This window comes from Reyranella sp. GW821-FHT12G01 (assembly GCF_058806575.1).
Map to the genome: position 1 here is coordinate 3,350,799 of NZ_JBXAPV010000001.1, position 12,592 is coordinate 3,363,390.

Sequence of the window (12,592 nt, forward strand, 5' to 3'; positions counted from 1 at the left end):
CTATAGCGCAGATCAGCGCCGGTTGCGGCGCAGATCCTCCTCGTCCTTCCACATCATGTATTGCGGGCCGAGATCGGAGATCTTGGTGGCGCCGATCTGCGCCATGCTGATGTCGACCTCGCGCCTGAAGATCTGCAGCGCCTTGGCCGCACCCGGGATGCCGCCCGCCGTCACGCCATAGAGCGTGGGGCGGCCGACGAACACGAACTTGGCGCCCATGCAGAGCGCGATGATGGCGTCGAGGCCGCGGCGGACGCCGCCGTCGAACATCACCGTCATCTTGTCGCCGACCGCGTCGCGGATCGCCGGCAGTACCTCGAGCGGCGACGGCGCCAGGTCGAGCTGGCGCGCGCCGTGGTTGGAGACCATGACGCCGTCGACGCCCATCGAATGGGCGCGGATCGCGTCGTCGGGATGCATGATGCCCTTCAGCACGAAGTTGCCCTTCCACAGTTCGCGGAAGCGCTCGACGTCCTTCCAGCTCATCGGCGCACGGTTCTGGTAGGCCACCATGTCGGCCACCTTGTCGGCCGAGGCGTCGGGGCCGGCATACTTCGCCCAGTTCGAGAAATAGGGCGTGCCGTGCTTCAGCCACTGCATCATCCAGGCCGGATGGGTCAGCGCCTCGAACTTGCTCTTCCAGGTGAGCTTGAGCGGGCGCGTCCAGCCGTTGCGCGTGTTGCGCTCGCGGTTGGAGCCCTCGGGCACGTCGACCGTGAAGACCAGGGTGCGCAGGCCGGCGTCGGCCGAGCGCTTGATGAGGTCTTCCGAGACGTTCTGGTCCTTGGCGGAATAGAGCTGGTACCAGCCATGGTCGGGGGCGAGCTTGCCGAGATCCTCGATCGAACCGGTGCTGGAGCCCGACATGATGAACGGCACGTTGGCGTCGCGCGCGGCCTCGGCCAGCATCAGGTCGGCGCCGTGCCGGAACAGGCCGGCGAGGCCCGTGGGGGCGATGCCGATGGGGCTGGAATAATTGCGGCCGAACAGGGTCGTGGACTGGTCGCGCACAGAGACGTCGACCAGGTAGCGCGGCACGATCCGCGCCTTGCGGAAGGCCTGCTCGTTGGTGGTGAGGCCGACCTCGTCGTCGGTACCGCCCTCGATGAAATCATAGGCGATCTTGGGCAGCCGCTTCTTCGCGAGCTTGCGCAGGTCCTCGATATTGACGACGTCTTCCATTGATTATGACTCCCGCTTGACGCCAATTTTGCCGTTCTTTGATGCTGCGGGCCAGCGGTGTTAGGGGACTCGCCATGCAAATCAGGCACGCAAGACCGGGCGACGAAGCCCAGCTCGCCTTCCTTCTGGAGGATCACGAGCGTCACTACGGCAACCCCGTCGCCGAGGGGGCGGGCGCCGCCGGGGCGTCCTTCCTGACCGCCGCGCCGCCAGGCGGCACGACGTGCCTGGTCGCGGAACGCGACGGGAAGCTCCTAGGCTTCGCCATCCTGAACCCCTTCTTCCCGGCGCCCAACCTCACCCACGGCCTGTTCCTGAAGGAGCTCTACGTGACCGGCGAGGCCCGGTCGGCCGGGGTCGGCGAGAAGCTGATCGAGGCCATCCAGGCGCTCGCCCGGGAGCGCGGCTGCTCGCGGGTGATCTGGACCACCGGCGAGGGCAACTCCGGGTCGCAGCGCTTCTACGACCGTCTCGGCATGCGGCGTGAGAAAAAGGTCTATTACGTGATGGACCCTTGAGTTAGCGTTGTCGAAACGAAACGAAACGGAGGATGCGTCATGGAGTTGACCGACCAGCAGGTCGAACAGTTCGATCGCGACGGGTTCCTCGTCTTCCCCAATCTGTTCGACCGCAACGAGGTCGCCGTCCTGCGCCGCGAGGTCGCCCGGCTCTCGGGCGTGCAGAGCGAAGAGGTCGTCCGCGAGCATACCGGCGGCGTCCGCACGATCTTCCGCGTCCATGAGGATGACGGCCCGACCCGCTCCAAACCCTTCCACGCGCTGGTCCGCACGCCGCGCCTGCTGCGGCCCGTGCAGCAGGTGCTGAAGGACGACGGCGTCTACGTCTATCACACCAAGATCAACACCAAGCCCGCCATCGAGGGCACGGTCTGGCAGTGGCACCAGGATTACGGCTCGTGGATGCGCGACGGCTGCCGCCGTCCCGACATGGCGACCTTCAACCTGATGATGACCGACACGACGGAGATGGGCGGCGCGCTCTACCTCATCCCGGGCAGCCACAAGATCGGCCGCATCGAGCCGGTCTATGACGAATCGACCTCGTACAAGTTCTGGGCGATGCCCAAGCAGCGCATGATCGAGATCCTGAAGAACTCGCCCGAGCCGATCGCCGTCACCGGCCAGGCCGGCACCTGCGTGCTGTTCCATTGCAACGTCCTGCACGCCTCCGGCCACAACCTCTCGGCCGACGACCGCTGGCACATCTACGTCTCGTGCAACACGGTCGCCAACAAGCCCGCGCTCAGCGACAACCCGCGGCCGGACTGGGTCGTGTCGCGCAACTGGAATCCCCTCCCGCTCGAGGCAGACGACGGGGTTTTGAAAGCGGCGTGATACAAGGATCGCGCCTGCAGGAAACGTCTGTAATTTGATTCGCCGCTATCTGGCCGAGATCGACACGCTCCGCGCCATCGCGGTGACACTGGTCGTCCTGTTCCACGCCTATCCGAAGCTCGTGCCCAACGGCTTCCTGGGCGTGGACATCTTCTTCGTCATCTCGGGCTACGTCATCTCGCGCGCCTACCTCTTCCCGATCCTCGAGAAGCGCGCGAGCCTGGCCGACTTCTATTCCGCCCGCTTCCGCCGCCTGGCGCCGGCGCTGTTCCTGACTGTCGGCGTCACGACCGCCGCCGCCTTCTTCCTGCTGATGCCGCGCGACCTGATGAACCTCGCGCAGTCGCTGATCGCCCAGCCGTTCTACGTCCAGAACTTCTACTACTGGAGCGTCGGCGATTACTTCTCCCTGCCGCTGCAGAAGCCGCTGCTGCACACCTGGAGCCTGGCGGTCGAGGAACAGTTCTACCTGGTCTTCGGCGGCCTCTTCCTGCTGACGGCGGGACGGCGCCGGCTGTTCTGGCCGCTGCTCATCGGCGTGCCCACTTTGTCGCTGCTCTTCTACTTCGCCGTCGACACGACCGGCCTCTCGCCGCGCACCGCCTTCTACCTCCTGCCCGGCCGGCTCTGGCAGCTCGGCCTCGGCATCCTGGCCTTCTGCATCGTGCGCAAGTATCGCGAGGGCCCGGAGCAGTCGCGGCCCCTCCTGTCCCTTCTGGCAATCGGCATCATCGCCATCGTGCCGTTCATCCCGACGGGAAAGGCCGGGCTCGCCACGACGGCACAGACGCTGGTCGCCTGCAGCGCGACCGCCTGGGCGCTGGCGCTGATCGAGCTGAACACCGGCCACTTCGCCCTCCTGCGGATCCGGGCTGTCCGCTACATCGGCAAGATCTCCTACCCGCTCTATCTCTGGCACTGGCCGCCACTCTCGCTGCTCGCCACCGTCATGGATCGTCCGCCCAATGCCTTCGAATCGACGCTGGCGATGATCCTCGCCGTCGTGCTGGCGAGCCTGACCTATCACTTCGTCGAGACGCCGATCCGCTCGCGCACCGTGATCGCCAATCGGCGCGCTTTGTTCCGCGCCTTCTGCACCGTGTCGCTCGCGACCCTGGCCGTCGGCACGGTGATCCTCGCCACCAACGGCGCGACGTTCCGCTATCCCGACCGGATCGCCGTGCTGTTCTCCGCCGAGCAGGACCGCGTCTCGGGCCGATGCCCGCTGGTCGACCAGATCCTCCATCCGCTGGAACGAATCTGCCTCGTGAACACAGCGCCTCCGGGTCCGGGCATCCTCGTCCTGGGCGATTCGCACGCCGACCAGTATCTCGACGTGCTAGCCGCCATGGGCAATTCCTATGGCGTGCCCGTCTACTACGCGCGCAAGGCCCGCAACCTCATCGGCCAGTTCGGTCCGGGCAAGTGGAGCACGCCGGCCGAATTGCAGTCGCTGCTCGAGGCGGCGAAGGCGCGCAACATCACCACCGTCATCTCGCTGTCGACCTGGACGCCGACGCCGCGCGAGGACGTGGCGGCCTTCGAAGGGAATGCCGACGCAATCCTGGCGGCCGGCCTGCGCATCGCCTTCGTCGAGCGCACGCCGATCTCCAAGACGCAGCATCCGTCGTACCGGGCGAAGGTCGCGCTGGAAGACCGCAACGCATCGACCGCGACCCTCCCGCAAAGCGACTACCGCGAACAGATCGAGGGCCTGCGCAGGATCCTGGCCGGGCTGAAGGAGCGCCATCCGCAGACCGTCACCATCCTGTCGCCCGAACCCCTGCTGTGTGCGAACGGCACCTGTGCGACCGACACCGATGGACGGCCCAACTATTTTGACGACAATCACGTGACGCAGATCGCCGCCCGGCGCATCGCCCCCATGTTCAAGGAAACCTTCGCCAGTGTCGCCGCCAAGCGTTGAGCCCCCGCGTTCCCTGATCCTCCACCAGTACGACTTCTCGAGCTTCGCGGAAAAAGCCCGCGCGATGATGGGCTTCAAGGGCCTCGCCTGGCGCGCCGTCGAGACGCCGCCCATCGCCCCCAAGCCCAAGCTGACGCCGCTGACCGGCGGCTATCGCCGCGCGCCGGTGCTGCAGGACGGCGCCGACGTGTGGTGCGATACCAAGCTGATCGCGCGCGAGCTGGAACGGCGCACGCCGCAGCCCTCGTTGTTCCCCGTCGCGACAGCGGGAACGGCGGATGTCGTTTCCTGGTGGGCCGAGCAGCAATTCATGCGGCCGACGGCGCTCTACGTGTCGGGCATCAACGCCGACAACATGCCCGAAGGCCTGCACGCCGATCGCGCCCAGGTCCATGGTGTGCCGCTTCCGTCGGTCGATGCCGTGCGCAAGGCGGCGCCCCGGAACCTCCACGTCATACGGCCGCAGCTCAAGTGGCTCGCCGGCATGCTGGCCGACGGCCGTCCTTACCTGCTGGGCGACGCGCCCTGCATCGCCGACTTCTCGGCCTACTCCGTGGTCTGGTTCCTGGGCGCGCGCCCGATCGATTGCCGGCCCGAACTCGATCCCTATCCGCGCCTGATCGCCTGGCGCGACCGCATGGCCGCGATCGGCCACGGCAACCGCACCAACATCGATGCCGACGTGGCGCTGGCCGAGGCGTGCGCCGCGACGCCTGCGACGCCGCGCCCCTCGCAGCCGCAGGACGGCGATCCCCTCCCCGGCCAGCGCGCCCGCGTGCGCGCCAACGACAATGCCAAGGACTGGATCGAGGGCGAGGTGACCTTCATCGACGCCGACGAGATCTCGCTGCTGTGCGAGAACGACGAAGTCGGCCAGGTCGCGGTGCACTTCCCGCGGCTGGGGTACGACTGGCGGAAGGCCTGATCTACCCGTCGTCCTTCGACTGCGCCGCCCTGCGGGCGGCTTCGCTCAGGACGACGGACTTTGGAACCGCTCGATGCCGAGCCCGTCGATCGGCGTGTTGGTCGAACCCGTCGCCACCAACTCCGCCATCATCGCACCGGTGCCCGGTCCGAGCTGGAAGCCGTGGGTCGAGAAGCCGAACTGGTGGAACACGCCTTCCGAGGTCGAACTCTTGCCGACGACGGGAATGCCGTCGGGCATGTAGGCCTCGATGCCCGCCCAGGCGCGCACGATGGTGGCCTCGTGCATTGCCGGGAACAGCTCCCATACGGTGCGCGCGCTGATCGCGAGCTTCTGCCAGTCGAGCACCGTCTCGTTGCTGTCGCGGTACGGCGTCGCGAGATGGCCGCCGCCGATCACGACGGTGCCGTTCTCCAGTTGCTTGAAGGAGAGCTTGCGGCCGCGAAGGATCACCACCGGCTTGATGAAGGCGGGCAGCCGACTGGTCACCATCAGCATCGGCGCCACGACGTTCAGCGGCACGGGCTCGCCCAGCATCGCGGCAATGCGGTCGGCCCAGGCGCCGGCGGCGTTGACGATCTTCGGGGCCTCGAACGCACCGGCCGACGTCTCGACCCGCCAGTTGGCGCCGACCTTCGTGAGGCCGGTGACCGTCACGCCCTCGACGACCTCCGCACCCTTCTCGACGGCGCGACGGCGAAACGCCTGCGTCGTGCGGAACGGATCGGCGGCGCCGTCGCGGCGCGAGACCACGCCACCAGGGCAATGCTCGGACACCGCCGGCACGAGGCGGCGCAGCTCGGCGGCGTCTATAAGCTCCTCGTGCACGAAGCCGCGCAAGTTGAGATCGTCGACCCGCTCGCGGAAGCCCGAAAGCTCGGCGTCGCTCTCGGCCACCAGCACGGTGCCGTGCGCCTCGAAGCCGCAATCGTCGCCGACCAGCTCCTCGATACCTTCCCAGATGTCCATCGAGGAGATCGACAGCGGGATCTCATGAATGTCGCGCGCGAGCTGGCGCACGCCGCCCGCATTCACGCCCGAGGCATGGCGGCCGGCATAGTCCTTCTCGATCAGGATCGGCTTCAGGCCGCGCAGCGCCAGGTGCAGCGCCGTCGAGCAGCCATGGATGCCGCCACCGATGATCACGACATCGGCGGTGCGGGCCATCCTAGCGCTCCACGGCCTTGCGCTCGGCTTCGCTGATCGGCAGCGAGGCGAGTTCGGCAAGCGTGATCGGCTTCACCGGCGGGCGCAGGCGGTAGTAGCCGACCTCGTCGAGGGTCGTCCCGCGCTCGGCCGCGATCAGCTCGGTGATGGTGAGACCGCACAGCCTGCCCTGGCACGGGCCCATGCCGCAGCGCAGGAACGCCTTCATCTGGTTCGGTCCCTCGCAGCCCATCCGCGCTGTGTCGCGCACCTGCTTCGCGGTGACCTCCTCGCAGCGGCAGGCGATCGTGTCGCCCTCGGGTTGGCGGAACGAGTCGGCAGGCCGGTTCAGCCAGTCGAGGAAGGAGCGCCCCATCTCCTCGCGTTGCAAGGTTTGGCGGATGGCCTGCGTGTCCGGCAGGGTCGCGTCGGGCCGCAGCGCGCGCACCGCGGCGATGGCGGCGATGCGACCGCGTTCGGCGGCGGCGGTGCCGCCCGCAATGCCGGCGCCGTCGCCCGCCACGGCAATGCCGGGCACGGAGCTGCCGAAATCCGTGTCGAGCACGGGCACGAAGCAGAGCTGACGGTCGTTCCAGACATGCGCCACGCCCGCGGCGTTGGCGAGGTTCACATTGGGCACGACGCCCTGGTGCAACAGCAGCAGGTCGACCGGCAGGCGACGCGTCTCGCCGCCGCCCGAGAACACGACCTCGCGCACCCGGTCGGTGCCGACGGCCTCGATCGAGTCGGCGCGATGGATCGGCACCTTGGCGCGGACCTCGCGCAGCAGCGCCAGCCCCTTGGCGAAATACGGCGACAGCGCGAAGTCGGGCAGATGGAACATCGCCTGCAGCCAGTTGCGCCGCGGCGTGGTGTCGAGGATGGCGTCGATCTTGCCGCCGGCGCGCAAGGTCTGCGCCGCCAGCAACCAGAGCAGTGGGCCGCTGCCGGCCATTACGGTGCGGCCCGAGGCGACCAGCCCCTGCGCCTTCAATGCGGTTTGCGCGCCACCGGCCGTCATGACACCCGGCAGGGTCCAGCCGGGAATCGGGAACGGCCGTTCCTGCGAACCGGTGGCGATGATCACGCGGCCGGCCTCGATCATGCGCGCCTTGCCCGCGATCGAGACGCCGACGATGCGCTGCCGGTCGAGGCTCCATACCGTGGCGCCGTTCACGATCAGCGCGCCGCTGGCCTTGGCCTCGTTGGCGAGCTTCGTGCCGTCCCAGTAATCCTCGCCCAGGATCGCGCGATCCTTCACGGGCGTCGACGTGATGGCGCGATAGATCTGCCCGCCGACGCCGGGATTCTCGTCGAACAGCACCGTCGACACGCCCGCGCGCGCGGCCAGCGCCGCCGCGGCGAGGCCCGCCGGGCCGCCGCCGATAACGACGAGATCGTAGGACGAAGCGAGATCGGCCGCCGCGGTCATCGCCCCGCCTCCCGGCGACCGAGTTGCGTCTCGACCTTCATGCCCTCGCGCACCGGGATCAGGCAGCTCTGCCGGCTGCCGACGCCGTCGACCGTGACGAGGCAGTCGAAGCACACGCCCATCAGGCAATAGGGCGCACGCGGCGCGCCCGTGACGGGCGTCGTGCGGCAATGGTCGATGCCCGCGGCGATCAGGGCCGCCGCGACCGTGTCGCCCGCGCGTGCCGCGACGGGTTTGCCGTCGACGGTGATGCCGACCGCAGGGCTGCTGTCAGCCAGCCGCTTGAACATGGAACCTCCGGGCACTGAAGGGAGCGACGAGCGAGGCGTCGAGGGCGCCGCGCGCGATCATCGGCGCAATGGTGAGCGCGTGGTTGGCGGCCAGGGTGACGCCGGAATGGCAGCACACGGTGAAGGCGCCGGGATGGGTCTTGGATTCGTCGTAGATCGGAAAGCCGTCCTGGGTCATGACGCGGATCGCGCTCCAGGTGCGCACGACGTTCACGTTGGCGAGCAGCGGGAACTGGCGCACCGCCCTTTCAGCCTCGGTGGCGCTGACGCCGATCGTGAGGCCGCTCGGATCGACGCTCTCTTCCTTGGAATCGCCGATCATCACCGTGCCCTCGTCGGTCTGCCGCAGCGTAACGACAGGATGATTGAGGAACGGCCGCAGCCGCTCGGTGACGACGATCTGGCCGCGCTCCGGCTTCATCGGCGCCTCGAGCCCGACCATCGGCGCCAGCCGCATGTTGGCGTTGCCGGCGGCCAGCGCGACCTTGGCGGCGCGGATCTCGCCGTGCGGCGTGGACAGCCGGAACTCGCCGCCTTCGCGGACGATGTTCTCGACCCGATGGCTCGGCAGGTAAGTGACGCCCCGTGCGTTGAGCGCGGTGTGCAGGGTGCGGAACAAGCGCAGCGAATTCACGTGGCCGTCGAGTTCGCAGAAGCTGCCACCCACCACCTCGGGCCCGATGTCAGGCAGCATCGCCTTGACCTGGTCGTGGGTCAGGATCTCGGTCTTGTAGTCGACGATGCCGGGCTGGTTGTGCAGGCGCTTCAGGTTGTTGGCGCGCGTCTCCAGTTCCTTCTCCGACAGGCAGAGATGGAAGCCGCCGGGCCGCTGGAACGAGACGTCGAGGCCAGTCTCCTGCTTGAGCAGGTCAGAGAAACCACGCCAGGCATTCGAGGACCGGATCGTCCAGCCGGCATAGGGCGCGAGGCCGAGCCCCTTGCTCTGCACCCAAACGAGCGCGAAGTTGCCGCGACTGGCACGCACCGCGCGGTCGCCCTCGTCGAGCACGACGACCTTGCAGCCCTCGCGCGCCAGGCCCCAGGCGGTGGCGACGCCGACCAGCCCGCCGCCCACCACGGCGACATCGAATTCGTCGCCTGTTCCTGCGTTAGCGGCCATGACCGGCGCTCCTTCCCACGAGCAGGCGTTCGAGGCCAAAGGCGCGGTCGAGCACCAGCAGCGCCAACACGGTGACGGCGATGACGCAGGCCGACACCGAGGTCACCAGCGGATCGATATTGTCTTGGATGTAGAGGAACATGCGCACCGGCAGCGTCTCGGTGCCGGGTGCGGCGATGAACACGGTCATCGTGACCTCGTCGAACGAATTGATGAAAGCCAGCGCCCAGCCGCTGACGAGGCCCGGCAGGACCAGCGGCAGGGTGATGCGGCGCAGGACGGTGCTTTCCGAAGCGCCGAGCGACACCGCGGCATGCTCGATCGAACGGTCGAGCCCGACCGCCGAGGCGAGCGTGAGGCGCAGCGCGAAGGGCAGCACGACCACGATGTGCGACAGAACGAGGCCAGTGAAGGTGCCGCCGAGGCCGATCTGGGTGAAGAAGCGCAGGAAGGCGATGCCCAGAACCAGATGCGGGATCATCAGCGGCGACATGAACAGCGCCGTCAGACCCTCGCGGCCCGGGAAGCGGTAGCGCGCGATGGCGAGCGCCGCCGGCACCGAGATTGCCACTGCGATCGCCGAGGAGATCGCGCCGAGCCACAGGCTGCGCCAGAAGGCCGAGATGAACTCCGGGTAGCGCGCGATCGCATAGAACCAGCGCAACGACCAGACATCCGTCGGGAACGACAGAAAGCCCTCGGGCGTGAAGGCCACCCAGCAGACGACCAGGATCGGCGCCAGCATGAAGGTCACGAACAGCGTGTGGTAGGCCAGCGCAATGGGGCCGTTGCGGCTCATGCGAAGACCTGCGCGTAGCGGCGTTCGACCAGCCGGTTGGCGCCCCAGACGATGGCGACCAGCGCCAGCAACAGCAGCACCGCGACGGCGGCGCCCAGCGGCCAGTTCAGCGTGTTCAGGAACTCGTCGTAGGCCAGCGTGGACGCGACCTTGAGACGGCGGCCGCCGATGATGGCGGGCGTGGCGAAGGCGCTGGCGGCCAGCGCGAAAACGATCACCGCACCCGAGAGGATGCCGGGCATCACCTGCGGCAACACGATGCGGCGCAGCACGGTGAAGGGCCCCGCCCCCAGCGCCACCGCCGCGTTCTCGATCTGCGGATCGAGCCGCTGCAGCGAGGCCCAGACGGCCAGCACCATGTAGGGCATCAGCACATGCGCCAGAGCGACCACGATGCCGGTCTCGGTGAACATGAAGGGCAGCGGCGCCGATATCAGCCCCATGCCCATCAGCGCCTTGTTCACCAGACCCGAATTGCCGCCGAACAGCAGCGCCCAGCCGAGCGTGCGCGCGACCACCGAGATCAGCAGCGGGCCCAGGATCACCAGCAGGAAGATGCCGCGCCAGGGGCTGCGCATGCGGTTCAGGATGTAGGCTTCCGGCGCACCGAACAGCGCCGCCAGCAGGGTCACGAAGAAGGCGATGCGGAAGGTCCGCGCGAACATCTCGTGGAAGTACGAGTCGCCCAATACCTCCTGCCAGTTCTTCAGGATGAAGACCGGCTCGATGCCCTTGTACTGGCCCCAGTCGTGGAACGAGAGCAGCACCGTCATGCCGAGCGGCACGATCACGACGCCGGCGAACAGGACCAGCGCCGGCAGGCAGAGGAAGTACGGCGCCGCCTTCACGCGCGGCCCTCCCAGCCGAGATGCACCGCATCGCCCTCGCCCGGCATCGCCTCGCCGGTGTTCTGGCGGATCACCGTCACGAGACCCGACGCGGTCTCGACCTGATAGAGCCAGTGGTTGCCCTGGAAGATGCGCGTGCGCACCGTGCCGGGAAGACCGGCGGCCGCAAACGAGATGCGCTCGGGCCGCACGGTGGCGCCGTTCACGAGGTTGGTCTTGCCGAGGAAATTGGCGACGAAGGGCGTCGCGGGACGCTCGTAGGCTTCGTGCGGCGGGCCGATCTGCTCGGCCTTGCCCTGGTTCATCACCACGATGCGGTCCGACAGCGCCATCGCCTCAGCCTGGTCGTGCGTCACCAGGATCGTCGTCGTGCCGACCGTGCGCTGGATCTGGCGCAGTTCGATCTGCATGCCCTCGCGCAATTTGGCGTCGAGGTTGGAAAGCGGCTCGTCGAGCAGCAGCACCTGCGGCCGGATCACCAGCGCGCGGGCCAGCGCCACGCGCTGCTGCTGCCCACCCGACATCTGGCGCGGAAAGCGCGTCGTGAAGGCAGCCAGCCCGACCAGTTCCAGCGTCTCGCCGACACGGGTCTTGCGCTCCGCCGCGGCGACGCCCTGCATCTCGAGGCCGAAGCCGACATTCTCCGCCACCGTCATGTGCGGAAACAGCGCATAGCTCTGGAACACGATGCCGAGGCCGCGCTTGGCGGGCTTCACCGCCAGCAGGTCCTTGCCGCCGAGGCGGATCGCGCCGGACGTCGGCTCGACGAAGCCGGCGATCATCTGGAGCGTCGTGGTCTTGCCGCAACCGGAGGGGCCGAGCAGCGCCACGAACTCACCCTTCTCGACCCCGAGCGTCAGCCCGTCGACGGCGTTGTGCGTTCCGAACGACTTGGTGAGCTTCTCGAGGTCGAGGAACGCCATCTAGTCGGCTCGATGCGAGGCGATGCGATCCATCGTCTCGCGATGCAGCCGGTAGAAGGCGTCCTGCGGCTGGTCCATGTCGAGGATCTCGGCCTCCGGTGCGCGCAGGAACAGCCCGCGGAACACACGCCCGATGGCGCCGTGCGCGAATACGGCGACCGGGCGCTGCTGCGCCAGCTCGACGATGTCGTCCAGCGCCGCCTGGGCGCGGGCCGCGGCCATGATGTAGTTCTCGCCGCCCGGCGGCTCGTAGCGCCAGCGATCGAGCCGCCGCGCCGCCATCTGTCCCGGCCAGCGCGCCTCGATCTCCGGTCCCGTCAGTCCATCCCAGTCGCCCCAGCTCATCTCGCGCAGGCGATGGTCGAAACTCTCTTCGTCGTGGCGCAGGCCCGCCTCTTCGGCGGCCAGCGCCAGGGTCTCGCGCACGCGGCCGAGCGGACTCGACCGCACGACGACATCAGCAGGCGCATGACCGGCGGCTTGCAGTTCCCTCGCGAGGGCACGGCCCATGGCGCGGGCCTGCTCACGCCCTGCTTCGGTCAGCGGTGAATCGAGAATGCCCTGTGCGCGCTTCTCGGCGTTCCAGACAGTCTCGCCATGGCGAAACACATAGACGGGATGATGCACGACGACTCTCTCTGAGGC

The 12,592-nt window shown here is 68.1% G+C and carries 13 protein-coding genes; 4 read left to right on the top strand and 9 right to left on the bottom strand.

Features of this window, described 5'->3' with window-relative positions; translation table 11 throughout:
• Nucleotides 1–12: 12 nt before the first annotated feature.
• Nucleotides 13–1,182, bottom strand: coding sequence for an alpha-hydroxy acid oxidase (locus AC1RP5_RS16170; RefSeq protein WP_493112146.1), 1,170 nt, complete (start codon nucleotides 1,180–1,182; stop codon nucleotides 13–15).
• Nucleotides 1,183–1,256: 74 nt separating this feature from the next.
• Here AC1RP5_RS16170 and AC1RP5_RS16175 point away from each other — a divergent pair, with 74 nt between their 5' ends.
• From AC1RP5_RS16175 to AC1RP5_RS16190, 4 genes are read left to right on the top strand one after another with little or no spacing between them, the layout of a single operon-like run.
• The gene (locus tag AC1RP5_RS16175; RefSeq protein WP_493112148.1) at nucleotides 1,257–1,700 is read left to right on the top strand and encodes a GNAT family N-acetyltransferase; all 444 of its coding nucleotides are present in this window, start codon (nucleotides 1,257–1,259) and stop codon (nucleotides 1,698–1,700) included.
• Nucleotides 1,701–1,739: 39 nt separating this feature from the next.
• Nucleotides 1,740–2,537, top strand: coding sequence for a phytanoyl-CoA dioxygenase family protein (locus AC1RP5_RS16180; RefSeq protein WP_493112150.1), 798 nt, complete (start codon nucleotides 1,740–1,742; stop codon nucleotides 2,535–2,537).
• A 34-nt stretch (nucleotides 2,538–2,571) separates the two neighbouring features.
• A complete protein-coding gene (locus tag AC1RP5_RS16185) occupies nucleotides 2,572–4,464 on the top strand; it encodes an acyltransferase family protein (RefSeq protein ID WP_493112152.1) in 1,893 nt (630 codons plus the stop codon).
• On the top strand, nucleotides 4,445–5,389 hold the full coding sequence (locus AC1RP5_RS16190; protein WP_493112154.1) for a glutathione S-transferase family protein: 945 nt from the start codon (nucleotides 4,445–4,447) through the stop codon (nucleotides 5,387–5,389). The genes AC1RP5_RS16185 and AC1RP5_RS16190 overlap by 20 nt, the downstream gene beginning before the upstream one ends.
• Before the next feature lie 45 nt (nucleotides 5,390–5,434).
• On the opposite strand, the gene AC1RP5_RS16195 is transcribed toward AC1RP5_RS16190, so the two are convergent.
• From AC1RP5_RS16195 to AC1RP5_RS16230, 8 genes are read right to left on the bottom strand one after another with little or no spacing between them, the layout of a single operon-like run.
• Nucleotides 5,435–6,556: an NAD(P)/FAD-dependent oxidoreductase gene (locus tag AC1RP5_RS16195; protein ID WP_493112155.1), complete on the bottom strand. Its 1,122-nt coding sequence runs from the start codon at nucleotides 6,554–6,556 to the stop codon at nucleotides 5,435–5,437.
• A gap of 1 nt (nucleotide 6,557) precedes the next feature.
• On the bottom strand, nucleotides 6,558–7,967 hold the full coding sequence (locus AC1RP5_RS16200) for an FAD/NAD(P)-dependent oxidoreductase (protein WP_493112157.1): 1,410 nt from the start codon (nucleotides 7,965–7,967) through the stop codon (nucleotides 6,558–6,560).
• A complete protein-coding gene (locus AC1RP5_RS16205) occupies nucleotides 7,964–8,257 on the bottom strand; it encodes a (2Fe-2S)-binding protein (RefSeq protein WP_493112159.1) in 294 nt (97 codons plus the stop codon). The genes AC1RP5_RS16200 and AC1RP5_RS16205 overlap by 4 nt, the downstream gene beginning before the upstream one ends.
• Nucleotides 8,238–9,377 (bottom strand): NAD(P)/FAD-dependent oxidoreductase, encoded by a 1,140-nt coding sequence (locus AC1RP5_RS16210; RefSeq protein ID WP_493112161.1) that lies wholly within the window; start codon nucleotides 9,375–9,377, stop codon nucleotides 8,238–8,240. The genes AC1RP5_RS16205 and AC1RP5_RS16210 overlap by 20 nt, the downstream gene beginning before the upstream one ends.
• Nucleotides 9,367–10,176 (bottom strand): ABC transporter permease, encoded by an 810-nt coding sequence (locus AC1RP5_RS16215; protein ID WP_493112163.1) that lies wholly within the window; start codon nucleotides 10,174–10,176, stop codon nucleotides 9,367–9,369. The genes AC1RP5_RS16210 and AC1RP5_RS16215 overlap by 11 nt, the downstream gene beginning before the upstream one ends.
• Nucleotides 10,173–11,024 (bottom strand): ABC transporter permease, encoded by an 852-nt coding sequence (locus AC1RP5_RS16220; protein WP_493112165.1) that lies wholly within the window; start codon nucleotides 11,022–11,024, stop codon nucleotides 10,173–10,175. Before AC1RP5_RS16220 ends, AC1RP5_RS16215 begins: the two co-directional genes overlap by 4 nt.
• Entirely contained in the window at nucleotides 11,021–11,947 is a 927-nt protein-coding gene (locus AC1RP5_RS16225; protein WP_493112167.1) for an ABC transporter ATP-binding protein, read from the bottom strand. Before AC1RP5_RS16225 ends, AC1RP5_RS16220 begins: the two co-directional genes overlap by 4 nt.
• Nucleotides 11,948–12,574 carry a histidine phosphatase family protein gene (locus AC1RP5_RS16230; RefSeq protein WP_493112169.1) on the bottom strand — a complete coding sequence of 209 codons (627 nt, stop codon included), beginning with the start codon at nucleotides 12,572–12,574 and terminating at the stop codon, nucleotides 11,948–11,950.
• Nucleotides 12,575–12,592 lie beyond the last annotated feature (18 nt).